This window comes from Sorangium sp. So ce363 (assembly GCF_051520435.1).
Lineage (GTDB): Bacteria > Myxococcota_A > Polyangia > Polyangiales > Polyangiaceae > Sorangium > Sorangium cellulosum_B.
Map to the genome: position 1 here is coordinate 12,858,672 of NZ_CP150333.1, position 19,595 is coordinate 12,878,266.

Below are 19,595 nucleotides of genomic sequence, written 5' to 3' on the forward strand. Positions count from 1 at the left end.
GGGGCGCCGCGCCTCCGGGGCGTCAGAACCCGCCCTCCAAGCCGAAGTTCGGGACGGTGACAGGCCCGAACGTCGTCGGCTCGCACGACGAGAACGCATCGCACATCCCCGGCATGGTCTCCTTCGATAACGTGGTGTTGAGCACGTCGAGGACGACCGCCAGCCAGCCCGCCTTCCCGATCGACCAGCGCTTCTCCAGGCGGACATCGAGGCGGAAGAACGGCGGCAGCCGCTCCCACCGCGGCGCTCCGCCGGCGAGGGATCCGGAGCCTCCGGGGACGCCGCTGATCGGCGGGAGCGTCGCGCCGCCGATCCTCTGGGGGAGCCCGGAGTAGAACACGAAGCGCCCGCCAGCCCTGTACCCGCGACCGAGGTCGTAGGTCAGCGCGACGTTCGCCACGTGGGTCCGGTCGAACGAGCTCACTTGCCGGCTTCGGCCGATGCTCCGCGTGGAGCGCGACAGCGTGTACGACGCGAACCCGCCGACGCGCCGCGTGAGCCGCCGGTGGGCCGACAGCTCCACGCCGGTCGCGGCGCCGAGCGCGCGGAGCGTGAAGGCGTCCTCGACCGACTCGAGGCCCAGCGAGCCGAGCGCGTCGGTCATGTTGAAGAACGCGTTGTGGAACACCGAGACCGTGGCCGTGATGTCCGCCGGCAGCGCGAGCTCGACGCCGGCGCTCGACTGGAAGCTCCGCTGGAGGCCGTCCTCGAGGCGCGGGCGGAAGCCGGGGATCGGGACGACGAAGCTCGGCAGCTGGGAGGCGATGCCGTGCGCCTGCACGAACGTCACCCCGCGCCCGAGCGAGAGCCGAGCCGAGAGCCGCGGATCGACGGCGAGCGCGACCGTGCCGTCGGAGTGGTAGAGATCGAGCCGGAGCCCGGGGGTGATGCGCAGGCGCGGGGTGATCGCGATGTCCGACTCGATGTAGCCGCCCACCGTGAGGTCGACGCGGCTCAAGAGGAGATCGTCGACGGGGACGTCGTCGTCATCGTCCGGCGCGACGTCGCCCGGGTCGTCGGCGCCGGTCGCGAGATCGAGCTCGTTGTCGTCGACCACGGCGTCGATGCCGGCGCGGATCATCGTCTCGTCGCGCAGCCGGTGAGCGAGCGAGAGGCGCGCGCCGAGGCTCCGAGTCAGCGCTTTCTGGCCGTCCCCGATCCCCGTCTCGTCGTGGCCGAGCGTCAGCGCGCCGCGCAGCGCGCTGCCCTGGCCATAGGCCTGGTCGTACCGGAGATCGAGCCGGTGAAATGTCGTGTCGAAGAGGGTCGTCTCCTCGCCGTCTTCCTCGCTCCCGAGGAAGTCGTGGGCGCCGAACGCGAAGAGGCTCACCCGGCCTTCCGGGACGACCTCGTAGGACAGCCGGGCCTGGTAATCCCAGTAATCGAGCGCGACCTCGGGGGCGGCGAGCGAGAGGAGCAACGCCGTGTACGAGTAGCGGCCGCCCACGAGCGCGACCCCTCGGTTTCCGGCGAAGGGGCCCTCGACGAGCCCGCCCACGTCGACGAGCCGCAGCATGCCCTCACCGTGCCAGTACGGGAGCGGCGGCGTCGTCTCGCCCGCGACGATGCCGCCGGCGTACCGACCGTGACGCGCGGGGTAGCCGCCAGGGTAGAGGTCGACGCGATCGACGATGCCGGGATGGACCACGGAGGGCCCGAGCCCGAGGTGATAGAGGTAGGGGACGCGGATGCCATCGAGGAAATAGCCGACGTTGCCCGGCGGTGAGCCGCGAACGTAGAAGAACGGCAGCCCCGAGACGATGGGGGTCACCCCGGGGAGCACCTCGAGGGCGCGGAAGGGGTCGCCGAACGCGCCAGGGACGATCCTGACCTCGCCGCGGCTCAAGCTGGAGACGCCGGGCGCCGGTTGCTCGCCGCGCACGGTGACCTCGATCGCGCGCGGCGCGCTCGGCGCCGGCCCGGCTGCCGTCGCCGGGCGCTCCGGCGCGGGCGCGGAGGCGCCGGGCGGCGCGGCTGCGGAGGCGCCGGGCGGCGCGGGCGACGCGGCTTCGGTGAAGCGGACCTCGACGCGGATCCTGGCGGCGACCGGCGCGCCGTTCCTGGTGGCCGGCGCAAAGCGGAACGACGTTGCGGCGGCCACGGCGGCCGATGCGAACGGCTCCACGCCATCCTCGGCAACCGCGGAGCGGACGGTCCCCTCCGCGTTGACCGTGAGGACGAGGTGGACCGTCGCGTCACCATGCGCCCCAGCAGGGTAGTCGGCGCCGAGCGGCGTGAGCGGCGATGGTGGTACGAGGGCTGCCGGCGGCGCATCGGGGGGCGGCGCATCGCCGGACGGCTTTGCAGGCGGCGCATCGCCGGACGGCTTTGCAGGCGGCGCATCGCCGGACGGCTCCGCAGGCGGCTTTGCATGGGGCAGCGGCGTGTCGGGCGCGGCGGCGGCGAGGCACGGCGCGAGCGCGCTCGCGAGCAGCGCTGCGGCTGCCGTGGATCGCCGGAGGAAGCGCATCGCCGCGCCGCGGAGGGGCCGCTCAGCGAGGGCCAGCGCGGGGCGATGCGCCGCAGAGCGCGTCTGCAAAGTGATCGAAATCATGTGAGTTTTTTGTGTAAGCGGCGCTCGCGCCGGCGTCTTGATGGGCTTCCCGGGGAACCGGTCGATCGGATCGCTCTCGTCGGATCGGGGTGTTCCGGAGGACGACCGCCAGCTTCTGCCATGATCTACGCCGAACGACCGCTCACTTTCCCCTCACCGGCTCGAACAGCACGTTGCGCTGCCAGGTCTTCCTGTGGAGCGTCCACTTCGGACCGCTCTGGTCGGTGGGCGATGACAGCGCAATGCGATTGCTGGAGCGCTGTTTGCCGCGAATCCTTCAACGACCACCGCTTGCCTCGCTTGGTACCGCCGCGGTACGGCAGTATCCTCGGGCAAACGCATGACGCTCCGACTTATCTTCTCCCTCCTGCCCGTCCTTGCGCCGGTCGCCTGGCTGACGAGCTGCAGCGACGGCGAGCGCCCCTCGACGCCCGAATCGTCGACGTCCTCAGGCTCAGGCGGCGCGAACCCGGGCGGCGGCGGCGCGGTGGCGACGACCTCCGAGGCCACCGGCGCGGGGGGCGGCACGACGACGACCAGCGGCGCGACGATCGGCAGCACGACCGTCAGCAGCACGACGACCGGCGGCGGAGGGGCGGAGCCCGTCGCGCCGGGGATCGTCAAGCTCGGCGAGGGAAAGCTCGCGGAGTCGGGGCTCACCGTGGTGTCCTACGGCGGCTACCTGAACGGCGAGTCGTTCCAGCAGGACGCGATCGTGTCGTTCGGCGGCTTCCAGTACACCGCCTTCTGGAACACCAACCGCAACGTCGTCCTCGCGCGCCGCCGGCTGCCGGCGAGCCCCGGCGGAGCGGCAGGCGCCTGGGAGAAGTTCGACTTCAAGGATTATCGGCTGAGCGCCGACGACGCCCACAACACGATCTCTCTCGGGATCGCGCCAGGCGACGGCACGCTGCACCTCGCGTTCGATCACCACGGCAGCAACCTGCACTACCGCCGCTCGGCCACGGGTCTCCTGACGGACCCGGAAGGCGCGGCCTGGGCCGCCTCGAGCTTCGGCGCCGTCTCGAGCGCGCTCGTCGGATCGACCCGCGTGTCCCTCGTGACGTACCCGCGGTTCGTCACCGAGCCCGGCGGGGACAAGATGCTCCTGAGCGCCCGGATCGGCGAGAGCGGGAGCGGCGACGAGCACCTGTGGGAGTACGACGCCACGACGCACGCCTGGAGCGCGCTCGGCGAGTACATCGAGGGCACCGACGCCAGCATGAACGCCTACCTGCACGGCCTGTCGTACACGCGCGGCGGCTCGCGCCTGCACGCGGCGTGGTGCTGGCGGGACACGCCCGACGCGACGACCAACCACGATCTCCTGTACGTCTACAGCGACGATCACGGGCGCACATGGAAGAACAACGCAGGCGCCACGGTCGCGACGACCGGAGCCTCCTTCGTGACACGGAGCACGACGGGCCTCTCCGTGTGGCCCATCGGCCAGAACCGAGGGCTCATCAACCAGGAACACATGACGGTCGACGCGAGCGGCCGCGTCCATGTGCTGCTCTCGCACCTCCCCGACGCCGAGACCGACAATTCGAACTTCACCAGCGCCCGGACGCGCAGCGAGTTCTTCCATTATCTCCGCGACACCGACGGGACCTGGGCGCGCCACGGCATCGGCCTGAGGGTGGTCCAGAACTTCCGGGGCAAGCTCGCGATCTCCTCCACCGAGAACGTCTATGCGATCCTCCCCGATCTCCGCATCGCCGGCGCCTCCCCGAGCGACGGTTACGCGACCTGGACGCTCCTCGACGCCGCCGACTCGGGCCGGTTCTTCTCCGATCCTCTGATCGACGCCGCCCGACTCGAGACCTCGGACGAGCTCACCGTGTACTACCCAGCGCGGAGCTCCGTGGACATCTGGGGCCTGGAGTACACGCTCCGCTGAGCCGCGCGAAGGGCGCTCCTCAATCCCCGAGCGCGCCCTTCACGGCCCCGTTCCCCAGGGCGAGCGCGCGAGCTCGTTCGTGGCGCCGTCCCCGTTGCCCGCCAGCTCTCCCCTGATCGACGGATCTTCCGGTTGTTCCACCGGGCGACGCGCGTGATGCGCGCGGGGCGCGCTCCGCGTCCGTATCGGACGAGCCACGACCGGCGCTGAGCGGTCCAGTCAGAGCGGCAGTCCCTGCTCCATGCGGACGCGCGTCGCGCTCGCTCTCGCGCAGGCACGCTCGGTGCTCGCCCTGAGGCGCGGTCTCGCCGGTGGCGAGGGCGTGCACTGCCGCGAACGCCGCGGCGGCAAGGGACACTCGCGCAGCGAGCCCCGGCGCGCTCCGGCCAGGAGGAGCGTTACTCATGAACCCGGACGCGTTCGTCAAGCGCCGATTCGCATTCATCCTGGGAGGAATGGTCGCGGTCTCCGCGTATTTTCAGGCCTCCGGGGTATCTCAGCTCGTCGCTCACCAGATCACGCGGGACGGCGAGGCCTCCGCCCCCCTCGTCATGGATCCGGTCGACGTGCCGCCCTCCGACGATCCCCCGCCGAGCGCGGCGCCGATCCTGGAGCGCAATCCGTTCGACTCGACGACAGGGCCGCTCGTACCCCCGCCGAGCGCCGCGCCCGCCGGCCCGGCGGACCTCTCGCAGCTCGACCCCTACCTCGCTCCACCCTGCGACACGGGCCGCGTCGTGCTGATCGCGATGTCCGAGGACCCCGAATGGTCGTTCGCCGCCGTCGAGAGCGACGGCGGACACACGGCGCTCGGGCGGCGAGGCGGAGAGATCGCCGGCCGCAAGGTCGAGGACATCGCCTGGGATCGGGTGTGGATGACCTCGACCTCGGGGGGCGCGCGCTGCCAGATGCAGCTCGGCAAGAAGGGCGGAGAGGGCGGCAAGAAGGAGCCCGAGCCGCAGGCGGCAGCGCCGGCGCCGCCCCGCGCCACGTACCGTCCGAGCAGCAGGAGCGATGTCCCGCCCGAGATCGCCTCGCGGATGCAGCGGGTGAGCGACACGGAGATCGACATCGACCGCTCGGCGGCCGAGAAGATCTTCGCGCAGCCCGAGCTCGTGACGCAGACCTCGGCCGCGATACCGGAGATGCGGGACAACAAGGTGGTCGGGCTGAAGATGATGGTCAAGCCAGGCTCGGTGCTCGAGTCGTTCGGGGTGCAGAGCGGCGATATCGTGAAGTCAATCAACGGCATCGACCTGACGGACCCACAGAAGGCCATGCTGGCCTACTCGCGCATGCGCTCCGACAAGAGCCTTTCCGTCGTCGTCGAGCGCGACGGCCGCCCGACGAGGCTCAGGGTCAACATCCGCTGAGGCGAGGAGGCGGGCCCGGCCGGCAGCCGCGCTCCGCGCAGGACGCCGGGCGCCCCCGGCCTTGTCGCACCCGCGGGCGGCGGCGGCCGGGCGGCGGCCGACGCGGAGGCCTTCCGCCGGCGCACGGGCGACTCCTGCCGAACAATGCGCGATCGCCGCTGTCTCTCTGGCTGGAGCGCCCGGCGGCAGCCGGCGCCGTCGCTCCGGAGCGGAGCGACAGAACAGATGCGGCGCTCACCCGTCAGACCGAGCACCCGCTCTGTCCGCGGGAGGGGAAGACCATGAACGAACTCGGAATCGTGTGGGTGAAGCGAGCGCTCCTCGGCGGATCGCTCGCGCTGGGGCTCTCGGGGGCGGGGATCGCGTGCAGCACGAAGGAAGCCCCAGCGACGTCGGAGGCGTCCCCGGCGTCGATGCCGCTCGGGAACGCCGCCGAGGCGAAGCGCGAGGCCGTGGCGTCGGCCGCCGAACCCCTCCTGGTGGCGCGTGAGCCCGCCGCCCCCAGGCTCGACATGGCGGGCGGGAAGGGGCGCGCAGGCGCCGGCGGTCTGGTGGTCCCCGCCCCGGCGGCCACCGCGGCGCCGGGCGAGGGCGCGGCCCGCGCCGCGGCGCCCGAGGCCGCGGGCCTCGACCCGAACGGCCGCTTCGCCACCACGTACCGCCCCGGCGGCGGCCACCTCGCCGCGTTCGAGTCCGCGGTCGCGCGCGGCATCGTCCCGCCCGACGGGCGCGAGCTCGTCAGCGACGTCGGCGCCCGCTACGCCCCGTCGATCGACGTCCCGAAGGGCTCGGCGCTCGCCCTGCGCACGGACCTCGAGCGCACGCGGGTCCCGCCCGGCGGCGGCCCGGTGCACGTGCGCGTCGCGCTACGCTCGACGGCGCAGGCGCCCGCGGCGCGGCCGCACCTGTCGGTGCACCTCGTGCTCGACGTGAGCGGATCGATGCAGGGCGAGCCCATGGCGCGCGCGCGCGACGCGGCGCGGGCGCTCGTCGACAAGCTCGACGCGAACGACGACTTCTCCCTCGTCACCTTCTCGAGCGGCGCCGACGTCAGGATCGACGATGGGCCCGTCGGGCCGCGGCGGGCGGCGATCAAGGCGACGATCGACGGCATCCGCGAGGGCGGCGGCACCAACATCGGCCAGGGCCTCGCGCTCGGCTACGCGCAGGCCGCCCGGCCGGGCATCCCGGAGGGCGCGGTGAAGGTCGTGCTGCTGCTCTCCGACGGGCGCGCGAACTCCGGGATCACGAGCTCGGAGCGGCTCTCGCGCCTCGCGCTCGACGCCTTCCAGGGCGGCGTCCAGACGAGCACGTTCGGGCTCGGCGCCGACTACGACGGCGCGCTGATGAGCGCCATCGCGAGCGACGGCGCGGGCGGATACTACTACCTGCGCGATCCGGATCAGATCGCCCCGGCCCTCGCGACGGAGCTCGACAGGCGGCTCGATCCGGTCGCGACCGCGGTCGAGCTGCGGGTGCGGCTGAAGCCGGACGTGAAGCTGCTCCAGGTCTACGGGTCGCGCCGGCTGAACGACGTGGAGGCGGCGCGCGTGCGGACGATCGAGGCCGCGGCGGACGCGCAGTCCGCGCGGCGCGACGGCATCGAGCGGGACCGGCAGGACGACGCCGAGGGCGGGATGCGGTTCTTCATCCCGGCGTTCTCGCGCGACGACAGCCACGCGATGCTCTTCAAGCTGGGCCTCCCGGCGGGCGCGGACACGCGGGCGATCGCGGCGATCGAGCTCAAGTACAAGGACCGCGTCGCCAAGAAGAACGTCGTGGACGAGGCGCCGCTCCGGGTCGCGTACGCGACCGGCGACGCGGACAGCGCGGCGAGCGCCGACCCGTCGGTCGCCCGCACGATCCAGGGCTTCGCCGCCGGCGAGACGCTGGCCGAGGCCGCCCGCCAGATCGCGCTCGGCGATCGCGCCCGCGCCGCCGCGCTGCTCTCCGAGCGGGAGGGGATCCTGCATGCCGCGGCCGAGGCGCTCGGGGAGCCGCTCTTCCTGAAGGACGCGGCCCGCCTCGCGCGCCTCCGCGGCCACGCCGGGGCCGCGGGCGGCCTGGGTGATCCGCTCGTGCTGGCGATGCTGCTCGAGACGGCCTCGCGGACGCACCTTCACTGAGGGCGGGGCTCGGGGCACGATGGCGCAGGGGCGATGCACCGGCGGAGCCGAGGGGCGGACATGACCCAGACATTCACACTCCGGCGCGATGTGGCGGCGCAGCACGTCGACGTCGCGCCGGGCGGCGAGATCGTCCTCCGCGGCAAGCTGGTCTGCTCGACCGACGCCTCGGTCATCGACGCGGCGACGACGACCTGGCCCGCGGGCGCGCCGGGCGGCGCGTCGGTCGACAGCGGCGGGCTCGTCGACCTCGAGCAGGGCGGCTTTCACATGACGAGCCGCGACCCCGCGACCCACGAGGTCCACGCCATCGCGACAGGGGATCCGGCCCCCGCGTGCGCGCTCGCGGGCGTGGAAGCCCCGTGCCTCCCGCTCCGGCTCCTGCCGCTCGCGCGCTCGCGGCTCCAGACGGCGCAGGAGCTGGGCAGCTGCCTTCACGGGGGCATCACGGTCGAGGTGCCGGACGCGCTGGTGCCCCCCGTGCCGCCGTCGGTCGCGCCGTATGTGCAGGGCGCCGCGGTGCTCCTCGGCCTCGGCGTACTCGCCTCGGTCGGGTGGGCGGTGCAGCGCCGGCGCGCCCGATCGCCGTTCGGCCAGCTGATCGGGCTGGCGAACCGCGCGCGGGCCAAGCTGAAGGCCGCCGACCCCGTCGTGGCCGCGCCGCTCGCGCCGGCCGTGGAGGCCGCGCTAGGCGCGCTGAAGCGGCGGCGTGTGGACGCCGCCTCAACGGAGGGCAAGCGGGTCGCGGAGGTGCTGCGGCGGGTGGAGCTGCGCCTCGACGCGTCGGTCGTGGAGGCGCGCGCCGACAGGGAGCAGCAGGCGGCGGACGAGCTCGTCCGCGAGATCGAGAGCGCGCTCGAGGCGGTCGACGAGGTGGACGGCGCGCGGCGCGGGCGGGCCTGAGGTCGACCAGCCCCCGCCGGAGGTCTGCGCGACGCTGCTGTCGCGCGGCGTCCATCTCGCCTCCATCCGCGCGATGTACCGGCTGCTCGCGCCTCCGGCGAGCGCGGCGAGCGGCGCGCCCAGCGTGCGCCGATGAAGCACGCCAAGCCGACGCTCACCGCCACGGCCCCAACCAGATCTGGACGTGGGACATCACCAAGCTGCGCGGGCCGCTGCCTGGGGTCTTCTACTGCCTGTACGTCGTCCTCGACCTGTTGAGTCGCATGACCGTTGACTGGAGCCGGAACGCGCCTCTCTGCGCGAGCCACTCATAGGATTCTCGTCCGGCCTGTCTCAATCCTGTTGGCATTTTCCGCCCCCTCTGTGCCAACGTTAGGTGAGAAACACGAGCAATGAAACCGCGCAAAATGGCGTTGTGTCGCGGTCGCTCCATGGCGTATAAATCCAGTCGAAGGACCACATGATCTTCCAGAGAGAGCATGGGTGTCCGGATAAGGTTTCGGACTCTGCGAATGGCACTACATGATCCTGTGTGATCATATGCGAATGTCGTTGTCTCCCCTGGTCTCGATGCGCGACAGAGAGTCCCTGACAGGCGAGTCGCTTCGTGTGCATCTTCGGGAAACATTGGAAACATCTATGAAAAATTTAAAGCAGAATCAGTTCTCTCGTTGGTTCATACTGGCGTTCGCGTCAGTCGCGCTGGCAGGCTGTGGCGGTGATGACGATACCACAGGGCCCTCGAGCAGCTCATCGTCTTCTAGCAGCTCTTCATCCTCCAGCTCCAGCTCTAGCTCATCTTCGAGCAGCTCTAGCTCGTCTTCGAGCAGCTCCAGCTCGTCTTCGAGCAGCTCCAGCTCATCTTCGAGCAGCTCCAGTTCGTCTGGTGGCGATCTCGCATTGGTGGTCGCCATCAACTCCGGTGGTACTTCGAGCGCAATGGTCGACGGCGTGGAGTACCAGGCGGACAAATACGCTAGCGGTGGTACGCCCAACAGCACGCAAGACGCTGTCGTCGGTGGGCAGCTTTACCAAACAGAGCGGTATGGCTCATTCAGTTATGAAATTCCGGTCACCGCCAACGGCAAATACACCGTGAAGTTGCATTTTGCGGAAATCGATAAGACCAGCGCTGGCTCGCGCAGTTTTGGCGTTGCGATCGAAGGTAACACCGTTATCAGTGATCTGGATATCTATACCGAAGTTGGTCATGACGTGGGCCACACGGAGACCTTCGCGGATATTGCGGTGAATGACGGCAGCGTCACCATTGAGCTGATCAAGGGTGTAGATAACCCCACCATCGCAGGATTTGCTATTTTCTCCAACGATGGAGAGCTGGATACAACGGTCACGCCCCTCCCCGATTTCTCCAAGTACTCAGCCTACACTCAGAGATACACTGAGAAGACTGTGATCAATTCGAATCACGCGACGGGTCACGTCGGTGATTTCTTCTTCACTCACTGGAAAGATGGCGGTTCGACATCTTTGACTGTGGACCCGAATGGTGAGTTCAGCGTGACCTGGCAGGGCGGTGGCTATAACTATGTCGGTGGTCCCGGATGGCATTACGGAGATGAGAAGAGGGTGATCGGCTACCGCCTCAATAACGACAGCGGCGCGAGCTACATCGCTCTGTACGGCTGGGGGTACGACAAGAGCATGCCCACTTCAAACGCGGCACACCTGGTGGAGTATTACATCCTGCAACGATGGAGTTATGATCCCAGCCAGGGTGCTACCGCTGGCAAGACCTTCGTGAGCGATGGGGTTGAGTATTCCACTTACCGCTCGACGCGGCAGCAGCAGCCCTCTATCAATGGTCGCTCCACCTTCTACCAATACTGGAGCAAGCCTGCTCGGCCGCAGGCCCTCGGGCAGGACCACAAGATCATATTCGCCGATCACGTGAAGGCATGGGCCGACACCGGCTGGATTGTCCCGAACATGAACAACCTGGATGCGAGCGACGACCCCACCTATCAGGTCCTGGCCGTCGAGGTGTTCAACCCCGGTAGCAATGGAACTGCCGCTGGTCGCGTCTGGAACGCGACGCCCTGATCCAAAGAAAATGTGGCGCTCCTGAGCGCTTCGTGGGTGTACGGCGCGAACGCCCGTCGAATGCCTCGATGGCGCCGTGCTCGACGCCATCGAGGCTCCCCGCTTCGCTCCGATCCGCTTCGCGGGCGCCCTTTCGGGCGGCCTCCGCCCAACAGCCGGCGCCGATCGACGGTGCCGAGCGATTCGCGCGCGTGCCCGCCGCGAGGCCGCGAAGCGTCGCTCAGCGGATCGGGCCGGCGACCCTCGGCGGCGAGGCGGGGGCCGCCTCCGCGGCGGGATCGAGCGGCGCGCAGCCGTCGGCGGCGAAGGGGCCGATCGCCGGCTCGCCCTTGACGAACGCCGAGACGCGGCGCATCCGCTCGGCGAACGCCGCCTCGGTCTCGGCCCGCCGCGGGTCGGCCGCGAGCGGGACGGTCCCGAGGCCCTCGCTGCGCACCGGGCAGATCTCGGCGAGGGGCGGCGCGCCCCGCCGCAGGCGCAGGCGCGCGAGCATCGCGAGCTCGGCCGCGGGGCCGGTCCTCTTCACCTTCATGAGGAAGTTGCCCAGGCTGTAGAAGATGGGCCGGCCGCGGCGGAGCTCGATGCCCTGGAGCACGTGCGGGTGGTGGCCGAGGAAGGCGTCGGCGCCCGCGTCGATGGCGGCGCCGGCGAGCGCGCGCGCCTGGGGCAGCGGGGTGTCCAGGTACTCGGTGCCGCCGTGGTAGCTCACGACGACCGCGTCCACGCCGGGCCGCTTGCGCGCGGCGCGCACCGCGGCGGCGAGCCCGTCCCGCTCCGCGCCCGCGACGAACTCCCGCGCCGGGTGCTGCCAGAGCGAGCCCTGGTTCCAGATGCCGGTCACGGCGAGCAGCGCCACGCGGAAGCCGCGGTGCTCGATGACGGCCGGCGCGTATGCCTCGAGCCGCGTCCGGCCGGCGCCCACGTAGGCGACACCCGCGCGCTCCAGGTGGCCGAGCGTCTCGAGGAACGCGCCCTTGCCGTAGTCCCACATGTGGTTGTTCGCGAGCGACACCACGCCGATGCCGGCGCGCGCGAGCGCGTCCGCGCCGGCCGGGGGGCCCGTGAACACGAGCGGCTGGCGCGCGTGCTGGGTCTCTCCGCCCTGGTCGCTGAGCTGGTTCTCGAGGTTGACGAAGCGCACGTCGGCGGACGCGAACAGCGCCGCGACGGAGGCGAACGGATCGTACGCCGGATCGCGGAGCAGCTCCTGGCCGAGCGCCTTGCCGAGGCAGACGTCGCCGCCGGCGAGGAACGTGATCGCGTCTGCCGGCGCGGCGGTGGCCGCCGGCGCGGCGGGGGCAGCGTTGGGCGCGGCGGTGGCGGCAGCCGGCGCGGCGCGGGCTTCCCGGGTCGCTTCCGCGACGTCGCGGGGCGCGGCCGGCGCGACGACGGGCGGCGGCGCGAGCCCGGCGCCCACGTTGGCGGACCGCTCGCAGCCGATCTGCGCGGCCGCTGCGCACATCGCGAGAAAGAAAGGGGCAGGGCGCATCGCGAGCGGCGTCTCGGCGCGCATTATCCACGGGCCCGCGGCCGCGCCCAAGTATCCGGTGGTACGCCCGCCGACGTTCGTGCCACCATCGCCGCGCGTTGAGCAGGCCCAGAGGAGCCGCGGCGCCGATCGGCCGCCGCGCGCTCTCGATGGACGTCCGGCCCGCTCCAGCGCGACCTACTCGGGATTGGACGCGCGCTCGTGCGCGGGTTGCTTGGAAGGCCTTATCTCCATGGTGAATCGAAGACGTGAGACTCCCTCGGGCTCGACGCTGCTCTCTTCGCGCGGCGCGACGCCGTCGAGCACGCGCATCGTGCCGGGCCCCGCGGCGCGCGACGAGGCGCGCGACGAGGAGCGCAAGGACGGCTGGGGCTTTGCCGACACCCGGTTCGTCGTCAAGCCGAGCGGCAGCGTCGTGCTGACCGGCACGCGGTACAGCATCAGCAACGTCGAGCTGCCGTCGCTGCTCCCGTGGATGTCGGCCACGCTCTCCGCGCCGCTCTCCTACGAGAACCGCAACGAGCCGCACTACCCGCCTAAGATCCCCGACGCCAGGGTCGCGAGCGAGCTGCTCGCCGCGCTCCGCGGCTTCCTGGCGGACGATCAGATCTCGCAGGACCCGCTCGTGCGCCTCAGGCGCGGCCACGGCCACACCGGCGCCGAGATCTGGGCGATCCGCTACGAGCGCCTGGAGCGCGTCCCGGATCTCGTCGTGTTCCCCGCGTCGCACGACGACGTCGTGCGCCTCACCGAGGTCGCCAAGCAGCACGGCGCGTGCCTCGTCCCGTTCGGCGGCGGCACCAACGTCACGGACGCCCTGCGCCTGTCGATCCACGAGGAGCGGACGGTGATCGCTGTCGACATGCGGCGCATGAACAGGATCCTCTGGCTCGATCCCGTGAACCGCATGGCCTGCATCGAGGCGGGCGCGACAGGGCGGCACATCGTCGCGGAGCTCGAGAAGCACGGGCTCACCATGGGGCACGAGCCCGACAGCCTCGAGTTCTCGACGCTCGGGGGGTGGATCGCGACGAACGCGAGCGGGATGAAGAAGAACCGTTATGGCAACATCGAGGATCTCGTCCTCGACATGCAGGTCGTGACCGCGCGCGGCGTGGTCGAGCGGCCGCACGTGGCCCCGCGCGAGAGCGTCGGCGCCAACCCGAAGAACTGCATGTTCGGCAGCGAGGGCAACTATGGAATCGTCACCAGCGCTGTCGTCAAGCTGTTCCCCCTGCCCGAGGTCCAGCGCTACGGCAGCGTCATCTTCCCCGACCTCGCGCGCGGGCTCGCGTTCCTCTACGACCTGCAGGGCGCCGGCGCGCTGCCCGCGAGCGTGCGCGTCATGGACAACACGCAGTTCCATTTCGGTCAGGCGCTCAAGCCGAGGAAGTCCGGGCTGCTCGCCCGGGTGAAGAGCCAGGCGGAGAAGCTCGTGGTGACCCGGATCAAGGGCTTCGATCCGCACCAGCTCGCCGTCGCCACCCTCGTGTTCGAGGGGACGAAGGAGGAGGTCGACTTCCAGGAGAAGACGCTCTACCGCATCGCGGCGCAGCACGGCGGGATGAAGGCGGGCGCGGCGAACGGCGAGCGCGGCTATCAGCTCACCTTCGGCATCGCGTACATCCGCGATCTCACGTTCGAGCACTGGGCGATCGCGGAGAGCTTCGAGACGAGCGTCCCGTGGAGCCGGGCGCTCGAGCTCTACGACCGGGTGCGCCAGCGCATCCTGCGTGAGCACGAGCAGCGGCGCCTGCCTGGCAAGCCGTTCTTCACCGGCCGCATCACCCAGGTCTACCCCACGGGCGTCTGCATCTATTTCTATCTCGGCTTCTACGCGAAGGGCGTCGACGATCCCGTGCGCCATTACGCCGAGATGGAGCACGCCGCGCGAGAGGAGATCCTCGCCGCCGGAGGGTCGCTGTCCCACCATCATGGAATCGGCAAGATCCGGCAGGACTTCGTGAAGGACATCTACTCGGACGGCGCGCGCGCCTTCATGCAGCAGGTGAAGCAGGCCGTCGATCCGGACAACCTGTTCGGCGCGGCGAACCACGGCGTGCTCGGCGAGGTCGCGCTCACGAGCGCGGAGGAGCAGGGGCGAGCGCCCTCGCCTTGACCTGGGCGGCGCGGCCGCCGGCGGGGCGCGGCGCTGCTGGAAGCGCCGCGCCAGCCGCTGAGATCCCTACGTCGTGCTCCCCGTCGAGGGCAGCACCATGGCGTCGATCCTCGTGGTTGACCGCCTCGTCGGCTATCTAGAGCCGCCGAGCGGCGCGGCCTCATGCCGCAGAAACATAACAACTCGGCAGTCGCCGGCCGTGTTGCCGGAGGTAGCCGCGGCGCGGAACGCCCCTGCCCCAGATTGGTTGCGCAGCGCAACCATCCGTGGTCTCCTCGAAGGGTGACCACGAGAGAGCTCCGCTCGGAGGTCCGCGCCTTCGTGCGCGGTTTCGGTCTCCTGGACGAGGAGCGCACGCCGTGCGGTGTCCGGGTGGCGCCGCGCGAGGCGCACGCCCTGACGGTCCTGGCGGACGCCGAGCGGGCGGGCGAGCAGCTCTCCCAGAGCGACCTGCGGCGGGCGCTCGGCATCGACAAGAGCAATGTCACCCGGCTGATACAGCGCCTTCGCGAGGATGGCCGGGTGGAGCAGGACGTCAGCGGGGAAGACGGGCGGGTCCGCCGCCTGCGGCTCACCTCGACCGGGCGCCGCATGGCGGGGCGACTCGAGGGGCAAAGCCTGCTGCGGTTCCAGTCGATCGTGGACGCCATCCCCTGCGAGGAGCGCGCCGCGGTGGTGCGCGCGCTGCACGTCCTGAATCGCGCGCTCTCGCGCGTGACGCGCGCGACAGAGGAGCAACCCCATGCGAGCGATGCGAGCGACTCTCCCTAGCGTTCTTCTCGGGCTCCTCGGAGCTCTCCTGATGCCTCCGATCGCCTCCTGCACGCCTTCCAGCGAGACCGCTGCGGGACCCGCGCCGGGCGCGCCGGCGGCGGTGCAGGTCCGCTCGTTCGGCGCGCTGCGCGCGATCATGCACGAGGGGCAGACGGGGCCCGCCGTGCGCATCGGCGATGTGGTGCCGGGCCCGCGCGCGTTCGGGATCGGGGCGCTCAGCGAGCTGCGCGGGGAGGTGACGGTCGTCGACGACGCGATCTGGACCTCCTACGCGCGCGACGACGGGACCCTCGACGTGCGCCCCGCCGGGGCGGAGGAGCAGGCGACGCTCTTCGTGGTGGCGAACGTCGCGCGGTGGCAGGAGGCGACGCTCGACGCCGACGTGCCTGACGGGCAGATCGACGCGCGCATCGAGGCCTTGCTGCGGGAGCGCGGGCTCGACGCGGAGGGCGCTGTCCCGGTCCAGGTGCGCGGCGGCTTCCGCGATCTCCGCTGGCACGTCATCGACGGGAGAAAGCTCGCCCCCGGCGGCGGTCACGCGGACCATGTCCGGGCGTCGGTGAACGGAGCGCTCCCCGCCGCCGAGGGGGTGCTGGTGGGCTTCTTCTCGAAGCGCCACCACGGCGTCTTCACGCACATGGGGTCGAACACGCACTTTCACGTCGTCCTGCCGGAGCGACCGCTGATGGGCCACGTGGACGGCGTGACGCTCGCCCGCGGCGCGCGGGTCCTCCTGCCGGCGCCTTGAGGCTTGGCACGAGCGCACCGGCGGCGGCGCTCGGCGCGCGCCGCGGGCGCATGTTCCTGGCGGGGGTGGTATGCAGGACGGCGTGCAGCTCATGACGGCGCCCTCGGAGGACGGCGACGGGGCGGGCCGCGTGGCCGGCCTCGCGGGCGTCGTGCTGTGCGGCGGGCAGAGCCGCCGGATGGGGCGCCCCAAGGCATGGCTGCCGTTCGGGGGCGAGGCGCTGCTCCAGCGGGTGGTGCGGCGCCTCGGCGAGGCGGCCTGGCCGATCGTGGTGGTCGCGGCGCCGGGGCAGGAGCTGCCGCCGCTGCCGGAGGGGGTGCTGCTCGTGCGCGATCCGGTGGAGGGCCGCGGGCCGCTGCAGGGCATCGCGGCCGGGCTCGATGCGATCGCGCCGCTCGCCGAGCGGGCCTACGTCGCCTCGACCGACGCGCCCTTCCTGCACCCCGCCTTCGCGCGGCGCCTCGCGGATCTCCAGGCGGGCGGCCACGCCATCGCGGTGCCGCGGGCGGAGGGGCACCATCACCCGCTCGCCGCGGTGTACGCGTGCTCCGTGCGCGGCGAGGTGGCGGCGTTGCTCGCCGAGGGCAGGCTGCGGCTCTCCACCCTGTTCGAGCGGGCGCGCACCCTTGTCGCGGAGCCGGAGCTCCTGCTCGCGGATCCGCGGCTCCGCGCCGCGGATCCGGCGCTGCGATCGCTGCGCAACCTGAACACGCCCGAGGACTACGCGGCGGCGCTCCGCGAGCTCGACTGACCCGGCCTATTCGCCGCGCGCCGCCGGCGCGCTCGTCGCCGCCGCGCCCCCGGGCTCGCCCCTCGTGATGAGGATCCGCTGCTCTCCGTGCCTGGGCAGGATCACGCGATCCGGCCCCAGCCCGCGCGCGGCCATGACGCGCCGGAGCTCGCGGGGCGCCTCTCCGAACGTATCGGTGCTGTTGATGAAGGTGTCGAAATGGATAGCCATCATCCGCCGCGCCCCGAGGTCGAGGAAGGCCTGCACCGCCTCCGCCGGATCGAGGTGCTTGCTCTCCATGAACTCGCGCGGCCCCACCGGCGCGATCGGCAAGAGGGCCAGATCGATCGAGGGGAATCGCGCGCGCGTCTTCACGAAGTCATCGCGGTCGTAGGCTGTATCGCCGCCGAAGTAGACCGTGATTCCATGGTACTCGACGACATAACCCGTGAAGCTCTCCGTCATCCAGTCCCGGTCCAGCCCGTAGCGATAGCCGGAGTGCCGCACCGGGACGGCCGTGATCTTCAGATCGCCCTGCCGCCATGTCGTCCAGGTCGGGACCTCGAACGACGCGAAGCTATGGTTGGGCACGTAGACGAGCCCGCCCCGAGGCACGAGCAGCGCGCGGACCTTCGGCTCGATCATCGACAGCGAGCCGAGCGAGAGGTGGTCGAGGTGCATGTGCGAGATCAACACGGCGTCGATGGGCGGCAGATCCTCCGGGGCGAGCCCCGGCTCGACGAGCCGCTTCACCATGAGGCCCACCGTCGACGTGAAGACGGGGTCGGTCAGGATCCATCGGTCGTCGATCTGCACGAGCACGGTCGCGTGCCCGACCCAGAGCGCGGCGAGCCTCGCCTCGGGGCGGTACGGCGCGCGCACCTTGTCCGGCACGGGCAGCGGGCTCGCGAACAGCCTCGCCACGTTGCTCTCCAGGATGCGCGCGGGCACGCCGCACGACACGCCCGCGAGCGCGAGGAGCGCCGCGGCGGACAGGCGAGCTGGCGACGAGGAGGGGCGCGTGGCCATGCGCGGCGTCAGAAGTAGCGGATGCTGAGCGTGATCGTGGTCGATCGCAAGGCGGCTGTCGGCGTGGCCGCCACCTGCGCGCCCAGGGCGCCGAACAGGATATAGACCCCCGCCTCGTACGAGGCCGCCACCTGCCCTCGAGCATAGAGGGCTGATCCGCCGAGCGAGCAGGACAGGTAGTCGCCGCCATCGAGGAGCGGGAAATAAGCGCGAACGCCGCCCCGGATCAGCCAGCGATCGGCGAACGCGCCCGGACGGGCGACGTACCCGGGCGAGCCGAAGAGCTCGATCGAGCCGGCGTGACGCGTGAGCGGCTCCGCGATGAAGGCGCGCCACGGCGAGAGCTTGCGGTTGATCCCGAACGAGTAGAGCAGCGGCGTCACCTGCCAGCGGAACCCGAAGCGCGCCCCGCCCGGTTCGAGCCACAGCTCGGGGCTCGGCACGAGCTGGACGAGGAGCCACGCCAGCGTGGGGCGGATGTCGGGCTCCGTGGCGGCGGCCGCCGGCGCCGCCTGCCGCGGCTCCTCGGGCGACGCGCCCGCGGCGAGCGGCCAGAGCAGCCAGCCGAGCGCGGCGGCGCAAGCGGCCAGCGCGGGAGCGCGTCGTCGCGCGAGGGAGCGCGCTCCGGGCATGCCGCGGCTACGGCGCGTCGCCGTACACCCTGCCGAGCTGCTTGTAGAGGAACCGCGCCGCGTGCTCTCCATAGGGCGTCTGCGCCGCGTACACGTCGGGCGAGGCGATCGGCGCGTGCGCCGCCAGCGCGCCTGGCCGCCCGAGCCGGGCGAGATCCTCGCTGAGCGCCTCCATCGAGGCATACCGGTTCTCCGGCCGCTTGCGCAGGCACTTCGCGATCACCGCCTCGAGCGCCCGCGACGCCGGGCTCTCACCCAGGTTGGGCGGCGGGGGCGGCGTGACGAGCTGGTTGGCCAGCACCACGGCCTCGTCCATGGCGGGCGCCAGGGCGGGGGACGAGCTCCGCGCGACGCTGAAGGGGAGCCGGCCGGTGAACATCCGGTACATGAGCATGCCGAAGCCGTAGACGTCCGTGCGCCCGTCGGGAGGGTCGCTGACGGTCTGCTCCGGCGCCATGTACTCCAGGGTGCCGACGGTCACCCCGGCCTGCGTGAGCCCCGAGTGCTCGTACAGCTTCGCGAACCCGAAATCGACGACCTTGGCCGCCCAGGCGTCGCCCTTCTCCCCCACGAGGAACACGTTGGCGGGCTTCACGTCGCGGTGGACGATCCCCGCGCGGTGGGCCGCGCCGAGCCCGGCCGCGGCCTGCAGGAGGAAGGGCACGCCGGCCTCCGGGGACAGCCGCTTCTCGCGCAGGAGCAGCGAGCTCAGCGACTCGCCGAAGAGGAACTCCAGCACGAGGTAAGGCGACCCTTCATGGAGGCCGATGTCGAGGACCTCGACGATGTTCGGGTGAACGACCGTGGCCGCGGCCTTGGCCTCCAGGAGGAACCGCGCCTTCACCTTGGGCTCGCGGCGGAGCCTCGCCTCCAGGAGCTTCAGCGCGACGGGCGCGCCGCTCTTCGTGTCCTCCGCCAGGAACACCTGCGCCATGGCGCCGCTGCCGATCAGGCCCCGCACCCGGTACCGCTCGGCGACGATCGCGCCCACGTGCTCGGTGGGCTGGGACCGGATCCGCCGGATGTCGTGGCTCGCGACCAGCTTCTCTCCGTCGTGCGGGCAGAAGCGGTGGTCATCCGCGTACCGCCGGTGGCAACGAGGGCACAGCATGAGGTCCCGTTCTCGGGGATAGCCCTTCCCCCGCCCCTTT

The 19,595-nt window shown here is 71.4% G+C and carries 15 protein-coding genes; 9 read left to right on the top strand and 6 right to left on the bottom strand.

Translation table 11 applies throughout. The features are described 5' to 3' along the window. Window positions 1–22 precede the first annotated feature (22 nt). Window positions 23–2,554 (bottom strand): TonB-dependent receptor domain-containing protein, encoded by a 2,532-nt coding sequence (locus WMF12_RS48490; protein ID WP_437858522.1) that lies wholly within the window; start codon window positions 2,552–2,554, stop codon window positions 23–25. 340 nt (window positions 2,555–2,894) lie between these two features. Between WMF12_RS48490 and WMF12_RS48495 the strand changes: the two genes are divergently transcribed. The 4 genes from WMF12_RS48495 (at window position 2,895) to WMF12_RS48510 (ending at window position 8,859) form a co-directional block, all read left to right on the top strand. Further along, the gene (locus tag WMF12_RS48495) at window positions 2,895–4,457 is read left to right on the top strand and encodes a BNR repeat-containing protein (protein WP_437858530.1); all 1,563 of its coding nucleotides are present in this window, start codon (window positions 2,895–2,897) and stop codon (window positions 4,455–4,457) included. A gap of 404 nt (window positions 4,458–4,861) precedes the next feature. Further along, complete coding sequence (gspC, locus tag WMF12_RS48500) at window positions 4,862–5,830, top strand: type II secretion system protein GspC (RefSeq protein WP_437858535.1); 969 nt, start codon at window positions 4,862–4,864, stop codon at window positions 5,828–5,830. Between the two features lie 281 nt (window positions 5,831–6,111). Beyond that, window positions 6,112–7,956 carry a vWA domain-containing protein gene (locus WMF12_RS48505; RefSeq protein ID WP_437858545.1) on the top strand — a complete coding sequence of 615 codons (1,845 nt, stop codon included), beginning with the start codon at window positions 6,112–6,114 and terminating at the stop codon, window positions 7,954–7,956. Window positions 7,957–8,016: 60 nt separating this feature from the next. Beyond that, window positions 8,017–8,859, top strand: coding sequence for a hypothetical protein (locus tag WMF12_RS48510; RefSeq protein ID WP_437858551.1), 843 nt, complete (start codon window positions 8,017–8,019; stop codon window positions 8,857–8,859). Between the two features lie 659 nt (window positions 8,860–9,518). Here WMF12_RS48510 and WMF12_RS48515 read toward each other — a convergent pair. After that, window positions 9,519–9,773 (bottom strand): hypothetical protein, encoded by a 255-nt coding sequence (locus WMF12_RS48515; RefSeq protein WP_437858555.1) that lies wholly within the window; start codon window positions 9,771–9,773, stop codon window positions 9,519–9,521. A gap of 25 nt (window positions 9,774–9,798) precedes the next feature. On the opposite strand from WMF12_RS48515, the gene WMF12_RS48520 reads away from it, so the two are divergent. Next, the gene (locus WMF12_RS48520) at window positions 9,799–10,923 is read left to right on the top strand and encodes a glycoside hydrolase family 11 protein (RefSeq protein WP_437858564.1); all 1,125 of its coding nucleotides are present in this window, start codon (window positions 9,799–9,801) and stop codon (window positions 10,921–10,923) included. A gap of 220 nt (window positions 10,924–11,143) precedes the next feature. Here WMF12_RS48520 and WMF12_RS48525 read toward each other — a convergent pair whose 3' ends face one another. Then, on the bottom strand, window positions 11,144–12,412 hold the full coding sequence (locus tag WMF12_RS48525; protein ID WP_437858579.1) for a CapA family protein: 1,269 nt from the start codon (window positions 12,410–12,412) through the stop codon (window positions 11,144–11,146). A gap of 232 nt (window positions 12,413–12,644) precedes the next feature. Between WMF12_RS48525 and WMF12_RS48530 the strand changes: the two genes are divergently transcribed. The 4 genes from WMF12_RS48530 to mobA all read left to right on the top strand — a co-directional run bounded on the left by WMF12_RS48530 (window position 12,645) and on the right by mobA (window position 16,804). Further along, complete coding sequence (locus WMF12_RS48530) at window positions 12,645–14,531, top strand: FAD-binding oxidoreductase (protein WP_437858586.1); 1,887 nt, start codon at window positions 12,645–12,647, stop codon at window positions 14,529–14,531. A gap of 282 nt (window positions 14,532–14,813) precedes the next feature. Next, window positions 14,814–15,302 carry a MarR family winged helix-turn-helix transcriptional regulator gene (locus WMF12_RS48535; RefSeq protein WP_437743491.1) on the top strand — a complete coding sequence of 163 codons (489 nt, stop codon included), beginning with the start codon at window positions 14,814–14,816 and terminating at the stop codon, window positions 15,300–15,302. Window positions 15,303–15,333: 31 nt separating this feature from the next. Next, complete coding sequence (locus tag WMF12_RS48540; RefSeq protein WP_437858610.1) at window positions 15,334–16,053, top strand: acetolactate decarboxylase; 720 nt, start codon at window positions 15,334–15,336, stop codon at window positions 16,051–16,053. 91 nt (window positions 16,054–16,144) lie between these two features. Beyond that, window positions 16,145–16,804, top strand: coding sequence for a molybdenum cofactor guanylyltransferase (mobA, locus tag WMF12_RS48545; protein WP_437748136.1), 660 nt, complete (start codon window positions 16,145–16,147; stop codon window positions 16,802–16,804). Between the two features lie 6 nt (window positions 16,805–16,810). Here mobA and WMF12_RS48550 read toward each other — a convergent pair whose 3' ends face one another. Genes WMF12_RS48550 through WMF12_RS48560 form a run of 3 tightly spaced genes read right to left on the bottom strand, consistent with a single transcriptional unit; the run spans window position 16,811 to window position 19,555 of the window. Further along, entirely contained in the window at window positions 16,811–17,812 is a 1,002-nt protein-coding gene (locus WMF12_RS48550; RefSeq protein WP_437858619.1) for an MBL fold metallo-hydrolase, read from the bottom strand. 8 nt (window positions 17,813–17,820) lie between these two features. Next, complete coding sequence (locus WMF12_RS48555; protein ID WP_437858625.1) at window positions 17,821–18,444, bottom strand: hypothetical protein; 624 nt, start codon at window positions 18,442–18,444, stop codon at window positions 17,821–17,823. 7 nt (window positions 18,445–18,451) lie between these two features. Beyond that, window positions 18,452–19,555 carry a serine/threonine-protein kinase gene (locus WMF12_RS48560; protein ID WP_437858633.1) on the bottom strand — a complete coding sequence of 368 codons (1,104 nt, stop codon included), beginning with the start codon at window positions 19,553–19,555 and terminating at the stop codon, window positions 18,452–18,454. Window positions 19,556–19,595: the final 40 nt, after the last annotated feature.